The 25,637-nt window shown below is 71.3% G+C and carries 19 protein-coding genes; 11 read left to right on the top strand and 8 right to left on the bottom strand.

What is annotated here, in order from left to right:
• Window positions 1-97: 97 nt before the first annotated feature.
• Window positions 98-940 (bottom strand): alpha/beta fold hydrolase, encoded by an 843-nt coding sequence (locus OG199_RS06250; RefSeq protein ID WP_405828444.1) that lies wholly within the window; start codon window positions 938-940, stop codon window positions 98-100.
• A 145-nt stretch (window positions 941-1,085) separates the two neighbouring features.
• The gene (locus tag OG199_RS06255) at window positions 1,086-2,408 is read right to left on the bottom strand and encodes an ROK family transcriptional regulator (RefSeq protein ID WP_356800221.1); all 1,323 of its coding nucleotides are present in this window, start codon (window positions 2,406-2,408) and stop codon (window positions 1,086-1,088) included.
• 168 nt (window positions 2,409-2,576) lie between these two features.
• Between OG199_RS06255 and OG199_RS06260 the strand changes: the two genes are divergently transcribed.
• The 4 genes from OG199_RS06260 to OG199_RS06275 are packed head-to-tail and all read left to right on the top strand — an operon-like array spanning window position 2,577 to window position 7,162.
• Entirely contained in the window at window positions 2,577-3,893 is a 1,317-nt protein-coding gene (locus OG199_RS06260) for an ABC transporter substrate-binding protein (protein ID WP_405828447.1), read from the top strand.
• Between the two features lie 14 nt (window positions 3,894-3,907).
• Entirely contained in the window at window positions 3,908-4,909 is a 1,002-nt protein-coding gene (locus tag OG199_RS06265) for a sugar ABC transporter permease (RefSeq protein ID WP_356800223.1), read from the top strand.
• Window positions 4,910-4,934: 25 nt separating this feature from the next.
• On the top strand, window positions 4,935-5,774 hold the full coding sequence (locus tag OG199_RS06270; protein ID WP_356800242.1) for a carbohydrate ABC transporter permease: 840 nt from the start codon (window positions 4,935-4,937) through the stop codon (window positions 5,772-5,774).
• Between the two features lie 29 nt (window positions 5,775-5,803).
• Window positions 5,804-7,162: a GH1 family beta-glucosidase gene (locus tag OG199_RS06275; protein WP_405828448.1), complete on the top strand. Its 1,359-nt coding sequence runs from the start codon at window positions 5,804-5,806 to the stop codon at window positions 7,160-7,162.
• A 154-nt stretch (window positions 7,163-7,316) separates the two neighbouring features.
• Here OG199_RS06275 and OG199_RS06280 read toward each other — a convergent pair whose 3' ends face one another.
• Window positions 7,317-8,093, bottom strand: a complete 777-nt coding sequence (locus OG199_RS06280) for an enoyl-CoA hydratase-related protein (protein ID WP_405828450.1) — start codon at window positions 8,091-8,093, stop codon at window positions 7,317-7,319.
• A 103-nt stretch (window positions 8,094-8,196) separates the two neighbouring features.
• Between OG199_RS06280 and OG199_RS06285 the strand changes: the two genes are divergently transcribed.
• Entirely contained in the window at window positions 8,197-9,531 is a 1,335-nt protein-coding gene (locus tag OG199_RS06285) for a PLP-dependent aminotransferase family protein (RefSeq protein WP_405828452.1), read from the top strand.
• 183 nt (window positions 9,532-9,714) lie between these two features.
• On the opposite strand, the gene OG199_RS06290 is transcribed toward OG199_RS06285, so the two are convergent.
• Window positions 9,715-10,149: a nuclear transport factor 2 family protein gene (locus tag OG199_RS06290; RefSeq protein WP_405828454.1), complete on the bottom strand. Its 435-nt coding sequence runs from the start codon at window positions 10,147-10,149 to the stop codon at window positions 9,715-9,717.
• Window positions 10,150-10,371: 222 nt separating this feature from the next.
• Here OG199_RS06290 and OG199_RS06295 point away from each other — a divergent pair, with 222 nt between their 5' ends.
• Complete coding sequence (locus tag OG199_RS06295) at window positions 10,372-11,277, top strand: helix-turn-helix domain-containing protein (RefSeq protein ID WP_405828456.1); 906 nt, start codon at window positions 10,372-10,374, stop codon at window positions 11,275-11,277.
• Between the two features lie 3 nt (window positions 11,278-11,280).
• On the opposite strand, the gene OG199_RS06300 is transcribed toward OG199_RS06295, so the two are convergent.
• Window positions 11,281-12,180 (bottom strand): DUF3152 domain-containing protein, encoded by a 900-nt coding sequence (locus OG199_RS06300; protein WP_401807725.1) that lies wholly within the window; start codon window positions 12,178-12,180, stop codon window positions 11,281-11,283.
• Between the two features lie 213 nt (window positions 12,181-12,393).
• Between OG199_RS06300 and OG199_RS06305 the strand changes: the two genes are divergently transcribed.
• Genes OG199_RS06305 through OG199_RS06315 form a run of 3 tightly spaced genes read left to right on the top strand, consistent with a single transcriptional unit; the run spans window position 12,394 to window position 15,367 of the window.
• Complete coding sequence (locus OG199_RS06305; protein ID WP_356800230.1) at window positions 12,394-13,083, top strand: response regulator transcription factor; 690 nt, start codon at window positions 12,394-12,396, stop codon at window positions 13,081-13,083.
• Window positions 13,080-14,783 (top strand): ATP-binding protein, encoded by a 1,704-nt coding sequence (locus tag OG199_RS06310; RefSeq protein ID WP_405828459.1) that lies wholly within the window; start codon window positions 13,080-13,082, stop codon window positions 14,781-14,783. The genes OG199_RS06305 and OG199_RS06310 overlap by 4 nt, the downstream gene beginning before the upstream one ends.
• A complete protein-coding gene (locus tag OG199_RS06315) occupies window positions 14,780-15,367 on the top strand; it encodes a hypothetical protein (protein ID WP_405828461.1) in 588 nt (195 codons plus the stop codon). The genes OG199_RS06310 and OG199_RS06315 overlap by 4 nt, the downstream gene beginning before the upstream one ends.
• A gap of 33 nt (window positions 15,368-15,400) precedes the next feature.
• On the opposite strand, the gene OG199_RS06320 is transcribed toward OG199_RS06315, so the two are convergent.
• On the bottom strand, window positions 15,401-16,663 hold the full coding sequence (locus OG199_RS06320) for an MFS transporter (protein ID WP_405828463.1): 1,263 nt from the start codon (window positions 16,661-16,663) through the stop codon (window positions 15,401-15,403).
• Window positions 16,664-16,745: 82 nt separating this feature from the next.
• Between OG199_RS06320 and OG199_RS06325 the strand changes: the two genes are divergently transcribed.
• Entirely contained in the window at window positions 16,746-17,720 is a 975-nt protein-coding gene (locus OG199_RS06325) for a DUF5937 family protein (RefSeq protein WP_401807735.1), read from the top strand.
• Window positions 17,721-18,010: 290 nt separating this feature from the next.
• Window positions 18,011-19,990: a hypothetical protein gene (locus OG199_RS06330; protein ID WP_405828464.1), complete on the top strand. Its 1,980-nt coding sequence runs from the start codon at window positions 18,011-18,013 to the stop codon at window positions 19,988-19,990.
• Between the two features lie 282 nt (window positions 19,991-20,272).
• On the opposite strand, the gene OG199_RS06335 is transcribed toward OG199_RS06330, so the two are convergent.
• Both OG199_RS06335 and OG199_RS06340 read right to left on the bottom strand, forming a co-directional pair.
• Window positions 20,273-22,495: a TIGR03767 family metallophosphoesterase gene (locus OG199_RS06335; protein ID WP_405828465.1), complete on the bottom strand. Its 2,223-nt coding sequence runs from the start codon at window positions 22,493-22,495 to the stop codon at window positions 20,273-20,275.
• 213 nt (window positions 22,496-22,708) lie between these two features.
• On the bottom strand, window positions 22,709-25,570 hold the full coding sequence (locus OG199_RS06340; RefSeq protein WP_405828467.1) for a TIGR03767 family metallophosphoesterase: 2,862 nt from the start codon (window positions 25,568-25,570) through the stop codon (window positions 22,709-22,711).
• Between the last annotated feature and the right edge of the window lie 67 nt (window positions 25,571-25,637).

The raw sequence follows: 25,637 nt of genomic DNA on the forward strand, positions 1-25,637 counted from the left end.
CGAACGCCGGCCGGCCCGAACGGGGGCGGAGAGCGGTGGCTCCCCGGTTGAACGGTGACTCCGGACGACCGGGGTCACTCGTCGGCCGGAGCACGGCTCACGCGCTCACGCGCTTGCGCGCGAACTCCCGGAGATCCGCGGTGAGCAGATCCGCGTGGGTGGCGTAGAGGCCGTGGCCCGCGTTCTCGTAGACCTTGAGGGTGCTGTCGGGCAGCAGTTCCGCCGCGCGGCGGCCGGTCGGGGCGAGCGGCGCGGACGTGTCGTGGGTGCCGTGCACGACGAGCACCGGGAGATCGATCTTCGGCAGCTCGGGAGCGAGGTCCAGGGTGGCGACCAGCTCCCTGAGGGCCGCCCCGGCGCGCGCGGTCGCTCCGTGGCAGCGGTCGACCGCACCGCGGACGTACTCCGGGGAGAGGTCGTTGCCCGGCAGACCGAGGGCGAAGAAGGCGTCGGCTCCCCGTGCGAAGAAGGCCGCCGGGTCGCGGCGGACGGTCTCGTTGCCGGCCCGTACGACTGCCGGATCGACGCCCGCCGCATGATCCGCGGTGCGCACGACGCCCGGCACCACGCCTCCCACCAGCGCCGCCCCGGACACGCGCGCGCCGCGATGCCGGGTGAGGCAGCGCACGACCTCCGCGGCCCCGACCGAGTGTCCGACCAGGGTCACGTCCCGCAGGTCGAGGTGGCGCAGCAGACCGTCGACGTCGTCGGCCAGGCTGTCGAGGTCGAAGCCGCCCCACACGTCGTCCGACCGGCCGTGGCCCCGCCGGTCGAGGCCGACACAGCGGAATCCCTCGTCGGCGAGCGGGAGCGTCTGGAACTCCCACATCCCGGTATCGAAGTAGGAGCCGTTGACGAACACGATCACCGGGCCGTCGGCCGGTCCGTAGTCCACGAAGTGCAGCCGGGTGCCATCGACGGGGCTCTGGAAGTACGGCATGGGAATCCTCCCGGGATCCGGTCACGACGCGAGGTGCGTCCGGGTACGTCCATCAGGGTTCCGGGAGACGGGTGCCGGGTCGATTACCCCGGACGTCATGGCGACGCGCGGGCCGGTGAGCCGGTGCGAGGCGCACACTGCCGCGTCAGTGCGGCGCCCGCTCCTCCAGGGCGGTCCGCCAGGCCGGGGAAGGCCCTTCGTTCACCGGCTCGGCACGCCTCCCGCCCCGGGCGAAGAAGTCGGCCAGGGGAAGGATCGCGGCGCCCACGGTCACCGCGTCGGGTCCGAGCCGGCCGAGGTCGATGGAGACCCGCTGGGCGGGATAGCGCAGGGCGTACGAGGTGGCGTACCGGCGTACGGCGGGCAGGAAGCGGGTGCCGAGCTGGAGTCCGGCCCAGCCGCCGATGAGGATGCGCTCGGGCTGGAACAGGTTGATCAGGTCGGACAGGCCCGCGCCCAGGTACTCGGCGGTCTCCTCGAGAACGGAGAGCGCCACCGGGTCGTGCTCGGCGTCCCCGTCGGGGTAGGCGGCGGCGAGCATCGCGGTGAGCGCGGTCTCCTCGTCGGTGCCCTCCGGCGGCCGTCCGCCCTCCTCGCGCCACCGGTCGAGCAGCGCCTCCGCACCGGCGTACGCCTCCAGACAGCCCAGGGAGCCGCAACGGCAGCGGCGCCCCCTGACCCGTACGGTCAGGTGCCCCCATTCGACGGACCGGCCGTTCTCCACGTCCTCCGTGACCAGACAGGCGCCGACGCCGGAGCCGAAGAGGACGACGACCGCGTTGCGCGCGCCGCGTCCGGCGCCGAACCACATCTCCGCCTGTCCGAGGGTCCGGGCGCCGTTGTCGGCGAAGTACGGGACGGTGTCGGGGAGTCGGCAGGTCGAGCGGAGCAGGGACTCCAGCGGGACGGCGTCCCAGCCGATCGTCTGGCCGTGCACCACCGCACCGCGCTCGGGGGTGCGGGCCACGATGCCGGGGACGCCGATGCCGACGCCGAGGAGCTGCTCCGGGTCGATGCCCGCCTCGGCGAGCACCTCGGCGATGCCGTCGCGGATGTGCCGGACGATGACGTCGACGTCGTACTCCCGACGCTGCGAGGGCCGGTCGACCTCGTACCCCTGGCGCTCCAACCGCCGTTCGGTGCGGGCCAGTTCGGTGAGGGTGAGATCGAACAGCTCGACGCGGACACGGGTCTCGCCGACATCGACGCCGATCATGTGGCCGCTGCCGGGCGCGACCCGCAGCAGGGTGCGGGGCCGTCCGCCGTCGGATTCGACGCTTCCGGCCTCCTCCACCAGTCCGTCGGCGACGAGCTCCGCGACCACGTTGCTGACGGAACCGGAACTCAGCCCGGTGGCCGGGCCCAGCTCGTAGCGGCTCATCGGGCCGTCGAAATACAAACGTTGCAGTACGGCGGTGCGATTGCCCCGCCGCAGGTCACGCACTGTCCGACCGTTGCGCCCCGCCATGTGAATCCCTTCCGGCCTGCCCCGACCTGCAAGATACAGCTGCGCGATCCCTTGACGCGACTTTCTTCCGGGTCTTAACTCACGTCCTAAATTAAGCCATGAGGGTCGTTCGGGAAGTGAACGGACTCGGCCCTCTTGGCTCCCTCCGGGAAAGGGACATACGCAGCCATGCGCAGAATCCGAGCCGCGGCCGCCGGTGCGGTCACCATCTCCCTGCTGACCGCCGCGACCGCCTGTGGCGGCGGCTCGTCGAACGGTGGTGGGTCCAACGACTCGCCGAAAACGCTCACGTACTGGGCCTCGAACCAGGGCGCCAGCATCGAGATCGACAAGAAGGTGCTCCAGCCCGAGCTCGACAAGTTCGAGAAGCAGAGCGGGATCAAGGTCAAGGTCGAGGTCGTGCCCTGGTCCGACCTGCTGAACCGCATCCTCACCGCGACCACCTCGGGGCAGGGCCCCGACGTCCTCAACATCGGCAACACCTGGAGCGCCTCCCTGCAGGCCACCGGTGCGCTGCTGCCGTGGGACGCGAAGAACTTCGCCAAGATCGGCGGCAAGGACCGCTTCGTCGACTCGGCGCTCGGCTCGACGGGGGCCGAGGGCAAGGACCCGGCCGCGGTGCCGCTGTACTCGATGGCGTACGCCCTCTACTACAACAAGAAGTCGTTCGCCGACGCCGGCATCGCGAAGCCGCCGGCCACCTGGGACGAACTGGTCGCCGACGGCAAGAAGCTGTCCAAGGGCGGCAAGTGGGGCCTGGGCGCCGAAGGCTCGAACGTGTCGGAGAACATCCACCACGTCTTCGTCTTCGCGAAGCAGCACGGGGCCGACTTCTTCACCGCCGACGGCAAGGCCGACTTCACCAACGACGGCGTGGTCGCGGCGGTGCAGCAGTACGTCGGGCTGATGGCGAAGGACAAGATCATCGCGCCGGGCAACGCCGAGTACGCGCAGAACCAGTCCGTCAGCGACTTCGCCAAGGGCAAGAACGCCATGCTGCTGTGGCAGTCCGCGTCCGCCAACCTCAAGTCGCAGGGCATGAGCGACGACGCGTACGGCATCGCGCCGGTCCCCGTGCAGTCCGGCACCCCCGGCACGGGCACGAACACCAACTCGATGGTCGCCGGCATCAACCTCGCCGTCTTCAAGAACTCCAAGAACCTCGACGGCGCCGCCAAGTTCGTGAAGTTCATGACCAGCGACTCGGAGCAGAAGATCCTCAACACGGCGTACAGCTCGATCCCGCCGGTCAAGACCGCCCAGGGCGACGCCGCCTTCAACACCCCCTCGAACGCGGTCCTCAAGGACACCCTGGCCAAGAGCGCCGCCGCGCTTCCGCAGGTCGCCGACGAGTCCCAGTTCGAGACGGCGGTCGGCACCGCCGTGAAGGAGCTGTTCGCGGCCGCGGCCGCGGGACACCCGGTCACCACGGCCTCGGTGAAGGCCGAGCTCGAGAAGGCCCAGCAGCAGATGCCGAAGAAGTGAGTGCGGACACCCTCATGACCACCACGACCGCCGCCTCCGCCGACTCCGGCGAGCGGACGGTGCGCAAGGACTCCCCCGGTGCGGCGCGCGGCCCGCGCCGCACCGGGCGGATCCGCCGCATCGGACTGCCGTACCTGCTGCTCCTGCCCGCCCTGCTCCTCGAACTCCTGGTCCACCTGGTGCCGATGGTGATCGGCATCGTGATGAGCTTCAAGGAGCTCACCCAGTTCTACATCCGCGACTGGGGCACCGCGCCCTGGTCCGGCCTCGACAACTACAAGGTCTCGGTGGACTTCAGCGCGCCCGTCGGCAAGGCGCTGCTCCACTCGTTCCTGGTCACGGTCGGCTTCACCCTGCTCTCGGTCGGCCTGTGCTGGCTGATCGGCACCGCGGCCGCGATCTACATGCAGGACACCTTCCGCGGGCGCGGCCTGCTGCGCGCGCTGTTCCTCGTCCCGTACGCCCTTCCGGTGTACGCGGCGGTGATCACCTGGGTGTTCATGTTCCAGCACGACAACGGCCTGGTGAACCACGTGCTGCACGACCAGCTGCACCTCACCGACAAGCCGTCCTTCTGGCTCATCGGCGACAACAGCTTCTACGCGCTGCTCGTCGTCTCCGTGTGGAAGGGCTGGCCGTTCGCCTTCCTGATCATCATGGCCGGTCTGCAGAACATCCCGGGCGAGCTGTACGAGGCGGCCGCCCTCGACGGCGCGGGCCTGTGGCAGCAGCTGCGCCGCATCACCCTGCCGTCGCTGCGGGCGGTCAACCAGGTCCTGATCCTGGTGCTGTTCCTGTGGACGTTCAACGACTTCAACACACCGTTCGTCCTGTTCGGCAGGACCGCCCCGGAGGCCGCGGACCTCATCTCGGTCCACATCTACCAGGCGTCCTTCGTCACCTGGAACTTCGGCACCGGATCCGCCATGTCGGTCCTGCTGCTGCTCTTCCTGCTCGTGGTGACGGGCGTCTACCTCCTGCTGACCTCCCGGGGAAGGAAGACCGCCGATGTCTAGCACCACGCAGGCACACCGCTCGCCGATGGCTCCGCCGCGCTCCTTCCTCTGGTCCCGGCGGATCTTCCTGACGCTCCTCACGGGTTTCGTCCTGGTGCCGGTCTACGTGATGGTCTCCAGCTCGCTGAAGCCGCTCGCGGACGTCTCGGGCAAGTTCCGCTGGATACCGAGCGGTCTGACCATCCGCCCGTACATCGACATCTGGTCGACGGTCCCGCTGGCGAGGTACTTCGTCAACTCGCTGATCGTGGCCGGCGCGGCGACGGTCTGCTCGGTGGTGATCGCGGTCTTCGCGGCGTACGCCGTCAGCCGCTACGAGTTCCGGGGGAAGCGGACCTTCACGGTCACGGTGCTGTCCACCCAGATGTTCCCCGGCATCCTCTTCCTGCTCCCGCTGTTCCTCATCTACGTCAACATCGGCAACGCGACGGGCATCGCCCTGTTCGGCTCGCGCGGCGGGCTGATCCTGACGTATCTCACCTTCTCGCTGCCGTTCTCGATCTGGATGCTGATCGGGTACTTCGACTCGGTGCCGCGCGATCTGGACGAGGCGGCGCTGGTGGACGGCTGCGGCCCGCTGGGCGCGCTGTTCAGGGTCGTCGTGCCGGCCGCGATCCCCGGCATCGTGGCGGTCGCCGTCTACGCCTTCATGACCGCCTGGGGCGAGGTGCTGTTCGCGTCGGTGATGACCAACGACACCACGCGCACACTCGCCGTCGGGCTCCAGGGCTACTCCACGCTCAACAACGTGTACTGGAACCAGATCATGGCCGCGTCGCTCGTGGTCAGCGTCCCGGTGGTCGCCGGGTTCCTGCTGCTCCAGCGCTATCTCGTCGCCGGGCTGACGGCCGGAGCCGTCAAGTGACCAACTCCACCACCCCCGAAGGGACTTCCGTGACCATCGACCTTGCCGCACTTCCCGAGGACTTCCTGTGGGGCACGGCCACGTCGGCCTACCAGATCGAGGGCGCCGTCACCGAGGACGGCCGCTCCCCCTCCATCTGGGACACCTTCTCGCACACCCCCGGCAAGATCGACAACGGCGACGACGGGGACCTCGCCTGCGACCACTACCACCGCTGGCGCGAGGACATCGCCCTGATGCGCCAACTCGGCACCAACGCCTATCGGTTGTCCGTCGCCTGGCCGCGCGTCGTGCCGGGCGGTGACGGCCCGGTCAACGCCAAGGGCCTCGACTTCTACGACTCCCTGATCGACGGCCTGCTCGAGGCGGGCATCACCCCGTCGGTCACCCTCTACCACTGGGACCTGCCCCAGGTGCTCCAGGACCGCGGTGGCTGGCCGGCCCGCGAGACGGCGCTGCACTTCGCCTCGTACGCGGCGGTCGTCGCGGAGCGCCTCGGTGACCGCGTCAAGCACTGGACCACCCTCAACGAGCCGCTGTGCTCGGCCTGGATCGGTCACCTGGAAGGGCGGATGGCCCCCGGTCTGGCCGACATCACGGCCGCGGTCCCCGCCTCGTACCACCTCCTGCTCGGGCACGGGCTGGCCACCCAGGCCATCCGTGCGGCGGTCCCGGACGCCCAGGTCGGCATCGTGAACAACCTGGCCAGCGTGGAGGCCGCCACCGACCGGCCCGAGGACGTCGCGGCGGCCCACCGCCTCGACGGGCACACCAACCGCTGGTGGCTCGACCCGGTGCACGGCCGTGGCTTCCCGGCGGACATGCGCGAGCTGTACGGGGTCGAACTCCCCGAACAGCCGGGCGACCTGGAGACGATGGCCGAGCCGCTGGACTGGCTGGGCCTCAACTACTACTTCCCCTCCAGCGTCGTCGACGACCCCACCGGACCGATCCCCCGGGTCAGCGCGCTCCGCCGTCCCGGAGTGCCCCGCACCGCCATGGACTGGGAGGTCGAGGCCTCCGGCATCGAGCGCCTCCTGCACCGTCTGACGGACGACTACGGCGCCCGCAAGCTGTACGTCACGGAGAACGGCTCGGCCTACCCCGACGTCGTCCGCCCCGACGGAACGGTCCACGACCCGGAGCGCACGGACTACCTGGAGCGCCACCTCGCCGCCTGCGCGTCGGCGGCCCGCAAGGGTGTCCCCCTCGCGGGCTACTTCGCCTGGTCGCTCCTCGACAACTTCGAGTGGGCCTACGGCTACGACAAGCGGTTCGGACTCGTGCACGTCGACTACAAGACGCAGAAGCGCACGGTGAAGGGCAGCGGACACCGGTACGCGGACATCATCCGCCAGTACGGGGAGCGGGGGCGCAACGCCGCGTAGCAGGGTCCCCGGCGGCCTCCTGAGGGAGCGTTCCCCCTCTCGTGGCCGCCGGACGCGGTCGCCGGCGCCGGGCGCCGGCGACCGGGCGCGTGCTCGTGCCGATCCTCGCGGACGTCGGGCTTCGGCGAAGAGCGGACCCCGGGGCAGAGCCATTTCAGCGGACCTCGCCGGTGCGGTCGAGGAACCGCCTCACCCCGGTCCGTACGCCCTCGCTGGACACGGTGCCCGCGAAGCACGCCGCCTCGAGAGCGAGCCCTTCGTCGATGGGCAGGTTGACGCCGCGGGTGACCGCGCGCAGGCATGCCGCCACGGCCGTCGGTGCGTGCCGGGTGATGCGCCGGGCCAAGTCCCTCGCGCTGTGCAGGAGTTCGTCGGCCGGGACAACGGCGTTGACGAGCCCGGTCCGCTCTGCCCGTGTGGCGGAAACGGGATCGCCGGTCAGGATCATCTCAAGGGCACGCTTGCGCCCGATGTGCCGCGGCAGCCGTTGCGAGCCGCCGAACGGCGGCGGGAACCCGAGGGAGATCTCGGGTTTGGCGAACGTGGCGTGCTCTGCGGCGATCGCCAGCGGGGCCGCCTCCGTGATCTCACAACCGCCCCCGTACGCGAGCCCGTTGACGGCGACGATCACAGGCTTGGGAAACTCCTCGATCCGCCGGGTCAGTGCGTGTCCCCGTCGCACGATCTCGCGCAGCGCGCGTTCGGGGCCGCCTGCGATGCTCCCGGCCAGAGACGGGATGTCCGCGCCCGCGCTGAACGCCCTGTGCCCGGCGCCGGTCAGGATGACGGCCCGGACGGAGTCGTCGGCGTCGACGCGGTCGAGGCTCGCGAGCAGCGCGTCGATCGTGGGGTAGTCGAGGGCGTTGAGCTTGCGTTCCCTGTCGATGGTGATCGTGACGACGCACTCGTCCCGTTCGATCCGAAGAGTCATCCCACCCGCTCCGTTCCGTCTGTGCCCGGACGGGTCGAGGCTAGGAGCCGTAACCTGTGACGATCCACTCATTGTCCTAGATACGGGTCAGTGCAGGTGCCGCATGCGTCCTCCCTCCTACGAGGCCATCGTCGACGAGTTCGCCGCGTCGATCAGGTCCGGCAGCCTCCCCGCGGGCACCCGCCTCCCCCCGCACCGCGCCCTCGCGCGCGAACGGCGGATCGCGCTGGCCACGGCCACCCGGGTCTACGCCGAACTCGCCGCCATGGGCCTGGTGGTGGGCGAACCCGGGCGCGGGACGTTCGTGCGGGCGCGATCCGGCTACGACGGCCTGGAACCCTCCCGCGTCCTGCCGGTGCCGAGAGTCGCGGACCTGTCGTTCAACCAGCCGCTGGGCGAGGGCCAGTCCGACCGGCTGCGGCAGGCCCTGCGCGCGCTCTCCGTCTCGGGCGAGGCCGAGGCGCTGCTCCGGCAGGACCCGCCGGGCGGCCGCCTGCACGAGCGGGCGGTCGTGGCCACCTACCTGCTGGGACGGGGAATCGACACGGCGCCGGCCACCGTCCTGCTCACCAGTGGCGCCCAGCAGGCCATCGACTGTGTGCTGCGTTCTCTCACCAGGCCCGGTGACGTCCTCGCGGTCGACGCGCTCACCTACCCCGGCGTCAAGCTGCTCGCCGCGGCCCACGGGCTCGGCCTCGCCCCGATCCCGGTCACGGCGACCGGGCCGGACCTCGCCGCGCTCGACCTCCTGTGCCGTACGCGACCCGTCCGCGCGATCTACACGATTCCCACCCTGCACAACCCGCTCGGCTGGGTCCTCGACCGGGAACGGCGTGACCACCTCGTCGCCCTCGCCCGTGCGCACGACTGTCTGATCGTCGAGGACGGCACCTACGCCTTCCTCGACCCGTCGCCGCCCCCTCCTCTTCAGGCCCTCGCCCCCGAACGCACCTGCTACGTCGCCGGACTGTCCAAGAACGTGGCTCCGGGCCTGCGGTTCGGTTTCGCCGTGCTTCCGGGCGGCCACGTGGAGACCGTCACCAGGTCCCTTCGCCTGGCGGCCTGGGGCGCTCCGGGACTGGTCACCGCGCTCGCCACGGGCTGGCTGGCCGATGGCACGGTCGCGCGCTGGGAGGAGGACCGACGGAGCGACGCCGCCGCCCGGCAGGACATCGCCCGTTCCGCGCTCGCCGGGATGTCCCTCACGGCGCATCCGGTCTCCTACATGGTCTGGCTCGGCCTGGAGCCGCACCAGCGCCCGGATCACGTCGCGGCGCAACTCGCCCGGGCCGGCATCCTGGTGTCCACCGCGGACGCCTTCGCCACGGGCCCCCACCGCCCGCGGGCGCTCCGCCTGGCACTCGCCACGCCGCCCCGCGACGAGCTCGAGAACGTGTTGCACCACCTCCGGGACGTGGTGGACGCGATCCCTCCGTGAGCGGACGGTGCCGCCTCCGGCGACGAGCCTCGCCATTCCCGTACGGCGGTTGTTCCCCGGCGGAACGTCCGTCCGCCGCATCGCTGTTGCCGGCCGGGGGCCCTCGGAACGACCGCCTGGGCGGGAGCCGGGGCATTCACGCCGCCGTGGAACACCTCGGCCGGACTCGCGGCTTCGTCGCCGTCAGCGAGTGCCCGCCTCGGCGCGTGCGTAGAACGCGGCGAGCTCGTGCGGGTTCTTGGTGTGGACGTCGATCCGGCGCACCGTGCCGTTCTCGACCCGGTGGATCTCGACCATGGTCAACGGGAACTCCTCACCGGTGGTGTGGGCCGTGAGCGTTCCGGTGAGGGTTCCGACCACACCGGTCGGACCCTCGAACACCTCGGCGGCGGTGATGGCGATGTCGGCGTAGGCCGCCATCACTCCCAGGACCGACTGCGCGAACGCCTCCCGGCCCCGGTGCACGCCGCCGTAGGGCAGCTGGCCCGGCTCGTCGACGATCACCTCGGGATCGAGCCTGGCCAGGACACCCGGCACGTCGCCCTTGCTCAGCGCGTCGTACAGTCCCCGCACGACATCCGCGCGGCTCTCCGGGACCGTCCCGCTCTGGTTGCTCATCTGTCTTCCCCTTCAGTCCTGTTCGGGTACTCGAGCCCTCGTCCGGAACCCGGTACCGGAGGGATCGTCCGGCCGGGGCCCGTACGTCCTCGCACCGGTCGTGCCCCGATCGGACCGGGGCACCGACCATGCAACGGGAGACGGCCGTGCGGGGGGAGTCCTTGCTGTGAGGGGTACTGGCAGGGACCCCCACGCGTCGGGCGGCCTGCCTACCCTGTCCTCATGGACAACCGGGACGCAGTCAGCGCATTCCTCCGCTCCCGGCGCGACAGGATCACCCCCGGGCAGGCGGGTCTGCCGACGTACGGTCAGCGGCGGGTGCCCGGACTGCGCCGGGGCGAGATCGCCGCGCTCGCCGGGGTGAGCGTCGAGTACTACACGCGCCTGGAGCGCGGCAACCTCAGAGGTGTCTCCGACGGCGTACTGGACGCCCTCGCCCACGCCCTGCGGCTCGACGACACCGAGCGCATGTACCTGTACGACCTCGCCCGCGCCGCCGGAACGGCGTCCGGGGCTCGGGCACGGCAGCGTGCGGTCCGGCCGACGGTACGGCCGAGCGTGACGCGGATCGTCGAGGGAATGCCGGAGCTGCCGGCGTACGTGATGAACAACCGCCTCGACACACTGGCCGCCAACCCGCTCGGCCGGGCCCTGTATTCGGAGATGTACACCGACCCGGCCTGTGGAGGGAACGTCGCCCGGTTCGCGTTCCTCAACCCCGCGGCAAGGCGGTTCTACACCGACTGGGAGCGTATGGCCCGCTTCGCCGTGGGCGCACTGCGCGTGGAGGCGGGACGGAAACCCTACGACCGGGAACTGACGAACCTGATCGGTGAACTGTCCACCCGCAGCGACCCCTTCCGCGTGCTGTGGGGATCCCACGACGTGCATGTCTTCCGCGACAGCACGAAGCGCCTCAACCATCCGCTCGTCGGCGACCTGGAACTCGACCAGGAGACCCTGAGCCTCCCGGACGAGAGCGGCCTGAGTGTCGTCGTCTACAGCTCGCCGCCCGGAACCCCCGCCGCGGACGCCCTGAAGCTGCTCACCACCTGGTCCGCCACGACCGGCCGGAAGCAGGACGCACCGTCCACGGTCGTCACGCCACGAGGTGAAGGGCTCGGGTGACGTTCACAGCACGTGCGGCCCGGAGACGAAGCGGCCACTCCTGTCGTACGGCCAGGCGTTGGCGACGCATCCGTGCAGGCCCTTGATCTGCTGCATCATGACGGGGGCCGGTTGCCCGGGACCCGCGCAGGTCATGTGCGAGTAGCCGAGGAAGTGCCCCATCTCGTGGTTGACGATCAGTGCCCGGTAGTCATGGATCGGTCCGTCGAACGTGGGCGACCCCGTGACCCAGCGCCTGAGGTTCACCACCACCCCGCCGGGAATCTCGCAGTTGTACTCGCCGCCGGTGTCCTGGTGGATGCCCGCCCAGCACAGGGCGTCCGCCGTCCCCGGTGTCGCGATCCTCACCTTGAGGTCGTAGGGCTCGCCCGCACTCACCAGTTGGAACGCGAAACCCTCGTTGCGGGTCCAGCCGCGGGGAGCGGCGAGGATGCCGGCGATCTCGTTCGCCGCTCGGGTCGGCGAGATGTCGATACCGGTCTCGACCTCCACCACATAACGGAGCGGACGCGTGCCGTGGCCGACCTTCGCGCCGGTGGCGTGCGCGGCGACGAACGTGCCGCTGCCTGTCGAGGGGATGTCGATCTTCGTGGGTGTCGGCGTCGGGCTCGGTGTCGGGCTCACGGACGGGGTCGGGGTGGGCGTGGGCGTGACGCGCACGGTGCTCCGTGGACGCGGCGAACCGCTCGACGCGTCACTCGACGCGTCGCTTCGTCCGCTGTCGAGCAGCAACGTCGCGGAGCCGAGCAGGCCGGCGGCCAGCAGGACGCCGACCAGACAGCTCAGGCCGCGACGGCGCGGACGGCCCCGGCGGTGGGAGGACCGGTTCTGCCGGCCGCCGCGCCGGGGGGCCGCGTCGATGTCGGTGGGCGGTGCGGATTCCCGCTCTCGTGCCGAATGCATGGCAGCCGAGACTGGTCACACCAGATGATGACCATTGGCTCGGATCATAACGAAGAGATAACGAGTGGTTTCCCTCGACGGGCCGTCCGCCCGACGGCTCGCGAACCGAAGGCCGCCCGCGCACCTCCCATCCCTTGTGACCCTTCTGTAACAGCTCCCGGCAGCCCCCTCCTCTCGAACAGTCACCGAACACGTTCCGTGCATACTGTCGAAGTGCCACGAGTCCTACTTGTCGAAGACGACCCAGATGTCCGTAAGGCCGTCCAGTTGGCGCTCCGACATCAGGGGCACGACGTCTTCGCCGCCGGAACGGGCGAAGAGGGTCTGGAACAGCTCCGCCCCTTCCGTCCCGACGTCGTCGTTCTCGACCTCATGCTGCCCGGCATCTCCGGCCTCGACGTGTGCCGCCGGATGAGGGACCGCGACCAGGTGCCGATCATCATGGTGACCGCCAAGGGGGACGACATCGACGTGGTCGTGGGGCTGGAGGCCGGCGCGGACGACTATGTGGTCAAGCCCGTACAGGCCCGGGTGCTCGACGCGCGAATACGGGCCGTACTGCGCAGGCAGGACGCGTCGGTGTCCGACGCCGTCCGCCCCCGGGCGGAGGCGCACGGCGAGCTGGTCATCGACCGGGCCGGACTCCTCGTGACACACCGCGGTGAACGCGTCCCGCTCGCCCCCTCGGAACTTCGGCTGCTGCTCACCCTGTCGGCCTCGCCCGGCCAGGTGTTCAGCCGCCAGCAGCTGCTGGAAGCGGTCTGGGAGCACAGCTACCACGGTGACATACGGCTGGTGGACGCCTGCGTGAAGCGACTGCGCGGCAAACTCGGTGAGCTGGGCGGCGATCCCCGGTACATCCAGACCGTACGTGGCTTCGGATACCGCTTCGGTTCCTCATGAACGGCCCGGGAGCCGTCCGGGCACGGAAGACCGTACGGAAACGCGAGGCGGTACGGAAGGGCGAGGCGGTACCCGGAGGCGAGTCCGTACTCGGAGGCGAGTCCGTACCGGGTGGCGAGTCCGTACCGGGTGGCGAGACCGTACCGGGTGGCGAGACCGTCGCCGGCCGGCAGGGTCCCTGGCCGGTGCGGTTCCTCCGGGCGGTCCTGGCGAAGACCCCGCTGCCGCTGCGGGGCCTGCGCTCCCGGCTGGTGGTGGCCTTCGCCCTGGTGGCCGTGGTGAGCGCCCTGAGCACCGGAGCCCTCGCCTTCCGGGAAGCGCGCACGGGGGTGTTGCAGCAGAGTCAGGACTCCGTCATCCGGCAGTTCCGGACCAGTGTCGACGCGGTGGCCGTCTACACTCCCCTGCCGCCGGACCGGTCGAACCTGGAGACGGCGGTGAACCAGGTGCTCCGCGCGAACCCCTCACAGGGGTGGCGGGTGATGGCCACGTACGAGAGCCTCCGCGCCTACTCGCCGAGTGCCGAGTTCGACAAGCTGAGCCCGGAACTGCGCCGGTCCGTGGGAACCCGCCGCGCCGCGGTGTTCCAGCGGGTGAACGCAGGCGGCCATCCCTATCTCGTCGTCGGAATGCCGGTCACGTACAACTCCGGCGAGGGCAAGGAAGCCAAGCTCTCGGGGCTCGCGATGTACCTGGTGGTGCCGCAGAACACCGAACAGGCCTACGTCCAGGCGATGGTCAGCGGCATCGAGCGGGCCACCGTGGTGGCCCTGTGTCTCGCCGTCGTCCTGGCGCTGCTGGCCGCGAGCGGTGTACTGCGTCCCGTGCGCGCGTTGCGCCGGGCGACGCGTCGGATGGCCGAGGGGCACCTCGACATCCGGCTGGCCGTCAACGGTTCCGACGAACTGGCCGACCTCTCACGGTCCTTCAACGACACGGCGGCCGCACTGGAGCGGTCGGTCGCGGAGTTGCGCCGCCTGGAGGCCCGCGCGCGCCGCTTCGCCGCGGACGTCTCCCACGAGCTGCGGACGCCGCTGGCGGCGATGTCGGCGGTCACCGACGTGCTGGACGAGAACGCGCCCCATCTCGACCGGGAGACCGGCGACGCGCTGCGGCTGGTCAGCGAGGGAACCAGCCGGCTGACCGGGCTGGTGGAGGACCTGATGGAGATCTCCCGCTTCGACGCGGGCGCCGTCCGGCTCAACCTGGACGAGGTCGACCTGGCCGAGTCCGTCCAGCGCACCCTCGCCGCCCGGGGGTGGCAGGGTCAGGTGGAGACCCGGCTGCCGCTGCCCGGCGTGCTCAGGACGCGCGTGGATCCGCGCCGACTCGACGTGGTGATGGCCAACCTGGTCGGCAACGCGCTGCGGCACGGGGCGCCGCCGGTGCGGCTGACCATGGGGGTGCGCGAGGAGCGGGCGGACGTGGCGTGGGCCGTCATCGAGGTGGCCGACAGCGGACCGGGAATCGCCGAGGAAGCCATGCCGCACATCTTCGAACGCTTCTACAAGGCGAGCACCGCGCGCACCAGAAGCGAGAGCAGCGGGCTGGGACTGGCCATCACGGCGGAGAACGTGTACCTGCACGGGGGGCGCATCAGCGCGGCGAACCGGCCGGAGAGCGGAGCGGTGTTCACGGTCGAACTCCCCCTCCGCCATGAGTCCCCGGACGCCGACGAGGCCGCCGTGGGTGCCCGGTGAAGGGCTCCCGCGCGGGGGCGCTGCTGGTCGGGCTCTCGGCCGCGCTCACGCTCGCGGCGTGCGGAGTCCCCCCGTCCGACGTCATCCAGGCCGGCGAACCGGCAAGCGGCATGTCCTCTCCCAGCACGGCGCCCCAGGCGTCGGCCGCCATCACCCTTTTCTTCCTGCGCGATGGTGATCTGGCGCCCTATGGCCGCAAGGTCGACGGCCCCGGGGACCTCGGAGCCGTCGTACGTCTGCTGTTCGGCGGACCGACCGCGAGCGAGGCCGTGACGGCCACCACGAAGCTGCCCCGCCTGAAGGAGGCACCGGAGGTGACGATCGACGACGACGGCGCCCTCTCCGTCCTGGTCCCGCGGAACGTCCCTCCCCTCAGCCATCTGGCCATGCTCCAGCTGGCGTGCACGGCGGCGGCCCGGCTGCCGGACGGCTCGCACCCCGCGGACGCGGCTGGGGACGGCACCGCCGGCGGTGCTCCCACCAGTGCGCGGCTCGCCGCCACGCGCCCGAGCGTCCGTGTGCGCGGGAACGGATGGACGATGACGCAGCCGGACGGATCGTGCCCCGACCCTCTCCAGCCCTGAGGCGTGTGGCCGCTGCCCCGGTACGGGTGAGGATCATCGGCTGACGTGATCCCGGCCCGCACCCCGCACGGTCCGCAGCACCACGAGGACGCACAGGGTGCCGATCACGAAGGACCAGCCGTTCACCAGATGGACGGGCACGAACTCCGCGGCGGCGCCCGCCGCCACCATCCCCGCGCCCTGGATCGTCATCAGACCGGCCGACTGGACGGTCATCGCCCGCCCGCGCATCCCCTCCGGCACGGCGTCGACGAACCACTGGTCCACACCCAGGGTGTAGGCGCCGGTGAGACCGGCCACGAACATCGCGGCGAGGGACCAGGGCAGCGAGGGCCGCAACAGGAAGACGGCGTAGGGCAGCAGGGTGCAGGCCACCAGCGGTCCGGCGATCCGGCCGCGGACCACCGGGCTCAGATATCCGCCCGCCAGGGACTCCCCGAGGATCATGCCGACCGGCATCGCCGCCATGAAGAGGCCGAGCCCGGTCGTCCCCGCGCCGACCGCATCCGCGTACGGCGCCGCGAGCGCCTCGGGGACGACGGCGAAGAACGTCGGCACCCACCCGAGCAGCAGGAGCGAACGCACCCGGCGGTCCGCCAGCAGGGAACCCGTGCCGCCACCGCCCGCGCGGTCCCCCGCACCGCGTGCGGGCCGCCGCCGGGTGCCCAGGCGCAGCAGCAGCGCCGACCCGAGGAAGGCGGCCACGGTGAGCAGCAGCGCACCGCGCGGCGGCACCACGATCAACAGCAGCCCACCGACGCCGAATCCGACGACCTGCGCCCCCTGCGCCACGATCCGGATCAGGGAGCGCCCGAGCACGAAGGCGTCGCCGGGGAGGATGTCGGCCAGGCTCGCCGCCCGCGTCCCCGTGAAGACCGGGCCGACCGTCGCCATGAGGCCGCGCAGGACGAGCAGGACGGCGATCGGCGTCCCGGGCAGCACCATCCCGGCGGCGCACGCCGCGCACAGCAGGTCGCAGACCACCAGCACCCGGCGCGGCGGGAAGCGGTCCGCGATCCCGGCCAGCAGCGTCCCGCTGATCGCGTACGGCACGAAGCCCAGCGCGAAGGTGAGCGCCGAGAGGAGCGGTGAGGCGGTGAGCCGGAACACCAGCACCGCCAGCGCGATCTGGGCCACGACCGTGCCCTGCAACGACAGTACGTGCGCCGCGAAGACGGCCCGGAACTCCCGCACGGCGAAGACGGCCCGGTACCCCCCGGGCGCGGCGGCAGCGGGGGCGGGGTCTCCGTCAGGGGCGGCGGCGCCGTCAGGGGCGGCGTCGGCTTTCAGCGTCATGGACCGCAGCCTGGCGGTCCGGTGCCGCCGCCCGTAGTCTTTCGGCTGTGGCCGAAAGTCACGCCCCGGAGGAGGTCCACCCGTGCCCGTCCACATGCGCTTCGGGCCGGACGACCTGCTGCGCTGCCGGTTCGGGATTTCCCCGCTGTGGGAGGCCCAGGGCGCGGTGCGCGTCCTCAAGCAGGTACGGCTGCAGGGCTACCACCTGCCCTGGCTGCGGCAGACGGAGGCGGCGGCGCGTGAGCTCGACCTCACGCCGCTGTGGCTGCTGATGCCGCACCACGGTCACACCCCGGACTTCCTCTGCCCGCCACCGGACGGCCCGCTGACCTCCATCGAGGAGGACCTGGCCCGGCTACGTGCCACCGACCCCGACACCGCCCGCGACGACCTGGCGCGCTCCCTCGCCGACACCCCGGGCGCGGCGGACGCCGGGCAGGGGCGCGCCATGCTCGCCGATCCGGTGCGTGCGGTCAGGGAGTTGGCGGATCTCTGTGAGCGGGCCTGGCACGCTCTGGTCGCCCCGTACTGGCCCCGGCTTCGCGCCGTGCTGGAGGCCGACATCGCCTTCCGGGCGCGCCGGCTCGCGGACGACGGGCTGACCGGGCTCTTCGCCGATCTCCATCCCTCGCTGAGCTGGGCGAACGGCACCCTGACGCTGCACAGGCGGACGGAGCACGACCGGGACCTCGGCGGCGACGGCCTGGTCCTCGCGCCCAGTGTCTTCGTGTGGCCGGACGTGGCGGCGGGCTTCGACCCGCCCTGGCAGAGCACCATCGTCTATCCGGCCCGCGGCATCGGCGGCCTGTGGCAGGCCCCGCAGTCCGGTTCCGACGCCCTCGTGCGGTTGCTGGGCGCCAACCGGGCCGCCCTCCTCGGGGGTCTCGGCGAGCCGGCGACGACCAGCGCGCTCGCGCACCGGCACGGGCTCGCCCTCTCGTCCGTGTCGTCCCATCTGTCGGTGCTCCGTGACGCGGGCCTGCTCACCTCGCGCCGCTACGGCCATCAGGTGCTCTACGAGCGCACGCCGCTGGGCACCGCGCTCGCGAACGCCTGACCAGCCTGACCAGCCTCATCACCGGCACGGTAGCCATGATCACGATGCGCCGGTGGCGGCCCGGGCACCCCGGTCGCGTCGAGACCCCATCAACCCCGAATGTGCCACTGCGAGATGAGCGTTCCGTCCGTGCCCTCCCGCGCACCCCGCGGCTGTTCCCCCGCTACGGCCCCTGCGATAGGCTCACTCGCCGTCCCCCGCCTGTGGCGAGGCCATCGATCACGACCGACGCGGCGGTCCGGCCGGTTTCACCTGGCGTTGTCGAGTGCACCCAGGAGAGAAATAGAGCCGTGGACAACGCGGATGCGCCCGTTCGGAACACGTCAGGTCCGGCCGGACCGGACGCCCGGTGGCCCGGTGAACTTCGGAGCCTGCTCGACGAGGGCACCCGCGCCGTCGTCGACGACGGCGATCTGCGCACCGGCCGGGACCGCTTCGAACGTGCCTTCCGAATCGCCGAGTCGGTGGGTGAGGAACGGGCGATGGCGGTGGCCGCCCTCGGCTTCGGCGGCCTGTGGGTGCACGAACATCGCACGGTCGCGGGCTCGGTTCTCCTGGAATCCCGGATACGCCGGGCCCTGGAGCTGCTGGACCCTCAGTCCTCGCTGGCGCTTCGGCTGCGGATCCGGCTGGCCGGCGAGGGCGACTACCGCAACAGCGACAACACGGCGGTCATGGCACTGCTCAAGCAGGCGCGGGCACGACAGAACCCGATGGCGCGCGCGGAGGCCTTGAGCCTCGCCCATCACTGCCTGATCGGTCCTGAGAACGGAGCACTGCGCCGTCAACTGGCCGCCGAGCTGGTCGCGGAGAGCTTCCGTACCTCCCGCCGCAGCGATCTGCTGATGGGCCTGCTGTGGCGGACGGTCGACATGTTCCTGGACGGCGACCCGCACGCGGAACGCTGCCTGTCGGAACTGCGCGGCCTGTTGGCCGAGCGGGACCATCTCGCGGTGGGATTCGTCGTGAGCGCGATGGAGGTCATGCTCGCCGTCCGCGCCGGCCGCCTCGACGAGGCCGAGGCCCTGGCCCGGGCCTGCACCGAGCGCGGGATCGCCGCCGGTGACGTCAACGCGACCGTGTGGCAGGCCGCACAGCTGGTGACCATCCGCTGGTACCAGGGCCGGGTGGTCGAACTCGTGCCGCTGCTCAGCGAAGTGGTCAACTCCCCCACCCTGAGCGCCGTGGACGATCACGCCCTGGCCGCGCTGGCGGTGGCCGCGGTGACGGCCGGGGACCGGCGGAAGGCCGTCAGCGCGCTCGCCACGCTGTGCGGCCGCGACCTCGGCGACCTGCCTCGGTCCAGCAGTTGGATGGTGACGATGCACGGTGTCGCGGAGGCCGCCTATCTCCTCGACGACACCGCCACGGCGGCCCGGGTCTACGAACTGCTGCGTCCGTACGGTCATCTCCCGATCGTGGGCAGTCTCGCCGTCGCCTGCTTCGGATCGGCCCACCACGCGCTGGGGGTCGCCGCACTGACCATGGGAGACGTCGACCGGGCCGTGACCCATCTGCGGGACGCGGTACGGCAGAACCTCGCCCTCGGGCACTGGCCCGCGGCCACGGCCTCCTGGGAGCGGCTCGCGGTGGCCCTCGTACGGGCCGGGCGACAGGCCGAGGCCGACGCCGTCCGGCGGGAGATGGCGGTGGCCGCCGCGGAGGCCTCGGCGTCGCCGCAGCCGGATACCGGGGGCCCTGACGGCGCGGACGAGCGGGGCGAGGACGGTCAGGGGCAGGCCACGGCGTTCTGTACCCGGCTGGGCCGCAAGTGGCGGATCGGGGTCGGCGGGCGCAGCGTCCTGGTGGACCACAGTGTGGGCATGCTCCATCTGGTGGTGCTGATCGCCAACCCGCGCCAGGAGATCCGGGCCGTCGATCTCGTGGCGGGGCTGACCGCGCTCGACGGGGCCGTCGAGCGCACGGCTCCGTCCGGGCAGCGGGCACTGGACCGGGTGGCGACGCAGGAGTACCGCAGTCGTCTGACCCGGCTGCGGCTCGAACTGGACGAGTTCGAGGCGGCCGGCGACCATGAGCGCGCCGCCGCGACGCAGGCTGAACACGACTGGCTGGTGGGCCAGTTGGCGGGCGCCACGGGACTGGGCGGACGCGCCCGCCGCTTCCCCGAGGGCGAGGAACGCTCCCGGGTCGCGGTGAGCAAGGCCGTCCGCCGGGCGCTCGACCGGATCGCGGCAGCCGACCCGGTGATCGGTGAACACCTGCGGCACGCGGTGCACACCGGGGTGCGGTGCTCGTACTGGCCGGCCTGACGGGTGCCGGACCGCGCCGCCCGGATCGAAGCGCCGGCCACCCGTCCGGCACCCCGCGCCGGCGCCGGCACGGCCTGGGTCCGACACCTTGCCGCGTGCGTACGGACGGGCCGGCTCGGCCCCGTCGTGCGGGGCGCCGTCCGGCTCTGTCCCGGGTGAGAACCCGTCGGGCGCCCCCGGCACCGCATCGCCCCGATCACCCGTCCGCCGCACGACCGCGTTCACGGGTCGCGGCACCAGGTGGTCGGCGTCCGCCGGTCGGCGGTCCCGTGGACGGCGCGCTCACATCCCGGTCAGTGTCTGCCAGGTCGTGGACGCGACGATCCCGTCGGCGGGCAGGCGGTGGGCGGACTGGAAGGACCGTACCGCGCCGCCGGTGGCCGAACCGTAGGCACCGTCCACGCCCAACACGGCGCCGTGGATGACGAGTTGACGCTGCAACGCCGTCACCGCGGGCCCGCTGCTGCCCTGCTGCAGGACGACGGCGAGAGCCCGCCACGTCGCGGGTCCCACGATCCCGTCGGCGGACAGACCACGGCTCGTCTGGAAGGCCCTCACCGCGCTGCCGGTGGACGAGCCGAAGGAGCCGTCCACGCTCAGTGCGGCTCCCCGGGCGTTGAGCAGGTACTGCGCGGTCCTCACCCGCTCACCGCTCGCCCCTTGTTGAACCACCGGCCAGTCGGTGTCCGGAAGCGGTGTGCCGCGTCCGGCGGGCAGCGGGAACGGCGTGGGGAGAAGCAGCTGTGTGTTGCGGGCCTCGGCTGTTCCACGGCGCTTGTCGATACCGGCCGCCACCGCCTGAAGGTCGTTGGCCGCCAGCTCGCGTCCCAGCGAGGCCAGTGCGGCGGGGGTGCCGGTGTCCCCGTCGAACGACAGCGGTGCGTCGGAGTCGACCATGGTGGTGAAGACGGACAGGATGCCGCCGCCTTCGGCGATCTCGAAGATCCGGCTCTGGATGGGCCAGTCGATGTGCGAGGCCGTGTTCACCTCCCAGAAGCCGTTGCCGAGGGCGGACGGCCAGGAGGTCTTGTGGGCCGAGATGTTGTTGGTGTGGGTGTGGCCGTCGACCATGAGGATCACGTTCGGGAAGCGCAGCAGCAGGTCGCGGAGGTCCGTGCCGCCGTAGGGGGACGCGCTGTCCGTGTTGTCCATGGAGTCGAGGGTGTGATGGCAGCAGATGACGACGAGTTTGTCGGTCACGCCGGGCTGGGTGACGACCGTCCGGGCCCGGGTGCCGTCCGAGTCGTCGAGTTCGTACCGTGAACTGTTCGCCTTCAGCTGGGCGTTCAGCCAGTCCCACTGGTCCTGGTCGAGGGCGCCGTCGGCACCGCCGCCGGTGTTGGTCGTGTCCAGCACCAGGAACTGGAACACGTCGTCCGGCCCCGGGGGAATCGCGTAGTAGCCCTTGTCGCTGCCGGAGGTGAAGCCGTGTCCGCGAGGGGTGCCCGTGGTGTCGAAGTGCTCGGCGATGAAGTCGCCCCGCGTGAGCAGCCGCCGGGACGGGTCTGCCGTCACGTGGGCGGTCCGGAGGGTGAACTCGCCTGTGAGCACGTCCTTCAGCAGGTCCAGGTAGTACGTCGCGGTGTTGTCGAAGACGTCCGGGACTCCCTCGATCTCCGTCAGTTTGGTGGAGCCGGTGGCGACGGCCTTGAGCGGGTCGAAGGGGAGGGTGTCGATCGGGACGTTGCCCTGGACGAGCGCGTCGTGGTTGCCGTAGGCGGCGTACCAGGGCATGCCCAGCCCGGTCGCCGTGAACGGTCTGCGGGCGGCCTTCAGCAGACCGGTCACGACCGGAAAGCCGTGGAGGGCGTTGTTGTCGGGCGGGGTCTGCCGTGCTTCCGGATGCCAGTAGTGGGTCTCCGTCCCGAACTGGCCGCCCGCCACGCTCTCGTCCTGGGTGAGGTCGCCGGAGTCCGGTCGCACCGGGTTGCCGTCGAGCAGGTCGATGTACCACCGGGACTCGTTGTACTGGCAGTTGTCGACCGCGTCGCCCGTGACGACGGTGAAGGCCGGCGGTGTGCTCGTCCGCGGTCCGCGGAGGACCTGCCGGACGGCTCGGCACATCGCGTCGGTCGTCTGTGTCGACAGGAATTCGTGTGCGCGGTAGGCCGATTCGGTCGGGTACGAGTGGTAGTGCGGTGGTCCGTGGTCCGCGAGCCGGTCCAGGCACTCGACGCGCAGCGGTGACTGGTCGTCGACGATGTGCAGGTCGGACATCTGGGCGAAGGTGATCAGCGACCGGGTGACCTGCGGCGCGGTCGCGGGGGCGAAGTCGTCGCGGACGATGTGCGGTTCGCCGGGGCCGGCGACCACGCCGTGGTATCCCGTGCCCAGGTCGGGACCGACCCGTACGGTCCGGTCCAACGTGGTGAGCCCGAATGCGGCGCCGGTACCGAGAGGCGGCGACGCGGCGACGGCGACGGCGCGCAGACCACCGGCATCGAGGGCCGCGGCCACCACGGCCACTCCGGCAGCGGTCAGGATCCTGCGACGGGAGACGGACATGTCGATTCCTCCGGTGTGGGGGCGGACCTGCTGTGCGGTCGTCGTTCGCCCGTCCGCCGTCCCGTCGACCGCGGTGGAGTTCCCAGGGGCCGGTGACGGGACGGTCGCGGGCGAGGCGGAGACACTCGCGGGTGCCGGCCCCGCCGCCGAGCGGCTGGGCCGGCACCTGTGTTCAGGCGGACGAGCGGGACGGATCCGGTGTCGCCGGGCCTGTCACAGGCCGGCGGAGGTGTGCGTGGCGCGCAGTACGAATTGGCAGGACTCCCAGGCGGACCAGGTGGTGCTGCCGGGGTCGGTCTGCGTGCAGTGGTACAGCGTGCCCGTGTCGTCGACGGCGAACAGTTCGATCCTGCCGGAGCCGTTCCGCTCGGCGCAGACGTGGCGCATCCGCAGCGTGGTGGTACCGGACCGCGTCGGCAGCTGGACCCAGGACTGCCACGTGCCGGCGGCGGGGGCGGTCTCGAAGCGGCGGAAGAGCATCCCGTCGGGGTTGGTGCCGAAGATGGCCAGGCGTCCGTCGAGGTTGCGGGCCATGTCGATGGAGTCGAGGATGCCGTCGAGCGGCAGCACGCCGCCCCACTCGCTCTCGGTCTGCGCGTTGGCGACGTTCATCCGGCGCTGGATGAGGAGGCCGTCCTCCTTGATGGCGACCAGCACGGCCCGTCCGTCGGAGCCGGTCTCGACGGCGAGTTGGATCGCGGTGCCGCCGAGCTGGGTCCAGGGAGTGAACCAGCCGTTCGCGGGGGTGTCGTCGTTCAGGAAGTCCTGCCAGCGGTGGCGGATGGTGTTGTCGCCGCGGGTCGCGTAGACCTGCATGCCGCCCCACTGGTCCTGGACCGCGGTCGCCGAGGTGAAGCCGGAGTCGAACTGCTGGGGCGCCGTGTAGGTGCTGCCGCCCGCGCTGGTCTGCGCGCGACGGGTCACGTAGCCGTTCTGGTCGATGGCGAACACCTCGACCCGGCCGTCCTGGTGGCTGCCGGCGGTGACGGACTGCCACCCCGGCCCACTGTCGAGCTTCGTCCAGGATCGCAGGCTGCCGCCGGCGGTCTGCTGACCGGTGTTCCACAGATTGCCCTGCGCGTCCGTGCCGAACAGTTCCAGGCGTCCGTCCTTGTTGCGGGCGGCGGCGATCGGGGAGCCGAGCGGGTGCGGGGCGTGCAGCGGGAAGGGGGCCGGCAGCAGCAGTTGTGTGTTGCGGTCCTGGTCGGCGCCCATGCGGTTGGTGATGCCGTGGTCCACCTCCTGCGGGTCGTTGGTGGCCAGCTCCCGCGCCAGGGAGGCCAGTTGTGCGGGCGTGCTGGTGTCGCCCCCGAACGAGAGGGGCGCGGCGGGGTCGACCATGGTGGTGAAGATCGAGAGGGTGGCGGGCCCGGCGGAGGAGCCGAACTCGCCCGCGTTCTGCGCGTCGGGGCTCGCCATGATTTCGATGATGCGGCTCTGGATCGGCCAGTCGATGTGCGAGGCCGTGGAGATCTCCCAGAAGCCGCCGGAGATCGGGCTGGACGCCGGCGCCGGATGGGGCACGATCCTGTTGGCGTGGGTGTGTCCGTTGACCATGGCGATCACGTTCGGGTAGCGCAGCAGCAGTGCCTTGAGTTCGTCGCCGGTGTGCCGGTCCCCGAAGACGCCGCCGAAGATGCCGTCGTCGAGGTTGTCCATGGTGCCCAGCGTGTGGTGGCAGAAGAGGACGTACATCTTGTCCTGCACACCGCTCCGCGTGACGATGCGGTTGTCGGTGTCGACGTAGCGTGAGCTGTTCGCCCTGAGCTGCTGTTCCAGCCAGTTCAGCTGGTCGGTGTCGATCGACCCGCCCGCGGCACCGGAGCCGAAACCGTCGGTGTTGGTGTTGGTGGAGTCGAGGGTGAGGTAGCGGATCAGGTCGCCGGAGCCGGACGGGATCGCGTAGTAGGCCTTGTCGATCCCGACGCCCTGGAATCCGTGACCGACCGGCAGCCCGGCGGTGTTGAAGTGGTCCTGGATGAACGCCTTGCGGGTGAGCAGCCGCCGGTCGGGGTCGGCGACGACCCTGGTTCCCTCCAGATCCCAGGCGACCATCAGCTTGCCGAAGGTACCGAGGTCGCCGTAGTCGTCCGGCAGGTCGGCGGAGGTGCCGGTGGTCTTGGACGAGCCGACCGTCATGCCCTGGACGTCGACGAGGTTGTTGTCGATGGGCTCGTTGCCCTGCCAGAGGCCGTCGTGGTTGCCGTACGCCGCGTACCAGGGCATGCCCAGGCCGTGGGAGACGAACGGCCGGCGGGCCGCGCCCACCGCGCCGCTCGCGTCCAACAGGCCCGGGACGTGGGGGAATCCGAGCCCCGACGTGCCGGTGTACCGGTTGTCCGGCACCTGCTGCGGGGGCACCGACGGGTAGTAGTAGTGGTTGTCCCCGGTGCCGCCGCCGGTGAGGGCGCCGCCGGAGAAGCTCTGGTCCAGGCCGATGCGGCCGGAGTCCGGGACGATGGTCCGGCCGCCGTCGAGCAGATCGATGTACCAGCGGTTCTCGTTGTGCTGGCAGTTGTCGATCGCGTCGCCGGTGACGATGGTGAACTGCAGCGGCTTCTTGCTCCGCGGGCCCTTGCCGATACCGGCGAGGGCCTGGCACATCGCGTCGACGACCTGCGTCGACAGGAACTCGTGGCCCCGGTAGGCGGAGTCGGTGGGATACGAGGCGTGGTGCGGGGCGCCGGCGTCGGCGTAGCGGTCCATGAACTCGAGGCGGGCCGGCGACTGGTCGTCCACGAGGTGCAGGTCGGTCATCTGCGCGAACGCCGCCAGCGCCATCGTCGGAGGGCCGAAGCGGGACCAGAGGTCGGTACGTATGGTGTGCGGCTCCCCCGGCCCGGCGACGAGCCGCTGATAGCCCGCGCCCGGGGCGTAGCTCGCCCGCTGCACCGTCCGGTCCCATGTGGTGGCCGCCGGCACGTCCGACGCGGAGTCTGCGGCCGTAGTGGCCTTCCGGCCGGCGCCCGTCCGCGTCGCGGCTTCGGCGGCGGCGCGGAGACCGCCCGCGTCGATGGCCGCAGCCACCACGCCCACTCCGGTCGTCGTCAGTAGCCTTCTTCGTGAGATACCCACGCCATGTCTCCCAGGAAAGGTCGAACCCGTCACTCCTTCTGGCGTTCCATTCCGTTCCGCCTCGTTC

The organism is Streptomyces sp. NBC_01176 (assembly GCF_045039825.1).
In the GTDB taxonomy this organism is placed as follows: Bacteria; Actinomycetota; Actinomycetes; order Streptomycetales; family Streptomycetaceae; genus Streptomyces.

Bases quoted from the DNA above. Each gene is read 5' to 3' on its own strand.
- OG199_RS06250 (WP_405828444.1), bottom strand. From the start codon at position 940: ATGCCGTACTTCCAGAGCCCCGTCGATGGCACCCGGCTGCACTTCGTG.
- OG199_RS06255 (WP_356800221.1), bottom strand. From the start codon at position 2,408: ATGGCGGGGCGCAACGGTCGGACAGTGCGTGACCTGCGGCGGGGCAAT.
- OG199_RS06260 (WP_405828447.1), top strand. From the start codon at position 2,577: ATGCGCAGAATCCGAGCCGCGGCCGCCGGTGCGGTCACCATCTCCCTG.
- OG199_RS06265 (WP_356800223.1), top strand. From the start codon at position 3,908: ATGACCACCACGACCGCCGCCTCCGCCGACTCCGGCGAGCGGACGGTG.
- OG199_RS06270 (WP_356800242.1), top strand. From the start codon at position 4,935: ATGGCTCCGCCGCGCTCCTTCCTCTGGTCCCGGCGGATCTTCCTGACG.
- OG199_RS06280 (WP_405828450.1), bottom strand. From the start codon at position 8,093: ATGACTCTTCGGATCGAACGGGACGAGTGCGTCGTCACGATCACCATC.
- OG199_RS06285 (WP_405828452.1), top strand. From the start codon at position 8,197: ATGCGTCCTCCCTCCTACGAGGCCATCGTCGACGAGTTCGCCGCGTCG.
- OG199_RS06290 (WP_405828454.1), bottom strand. From the start codon at position 10,149: ATGAGCAACCAGAGCGGGACGGTCCCGGAGAGCCGCGCGGATGTCGTG.
- OG199_RS06295 (WP_405828456.1), top strand. From the start codon at position 10,372: ATGGACAACCGGGACGCAGTCAGCGCATTCCTCCGCTCCCGGCGCGAC.
- OG199_RS06300 (WP_401807725.1), bottom strand. From the start codon at position 12,180: ATGCATTCGGCACGAGAGCGGGAATCCGCACCGCCCACCGACATCGAC.
- OG199_RS06310 (WP_405828459.1), top strand. From the start codon at position 13,080: ATGAACGGCCCGGGAGCCGTCCGGGCACGGAAGACCGTACGGAAACGC.
- OG199_RS06320 (WP_405828463.1), bottom strand. From the start codon at position 16,663: ATGACGCTGAAAGCCGACGCCGCCCCTGACGGCGCCGCCGCCCCTGAC.
- OG199_RS06335 (WP_405828465.1), bottom strand. From the start codon at position 22,495: ATGTCCGTCTCCCGTCGCAGGATCCTGACCGCTGCCGGAGTGGCCGTG.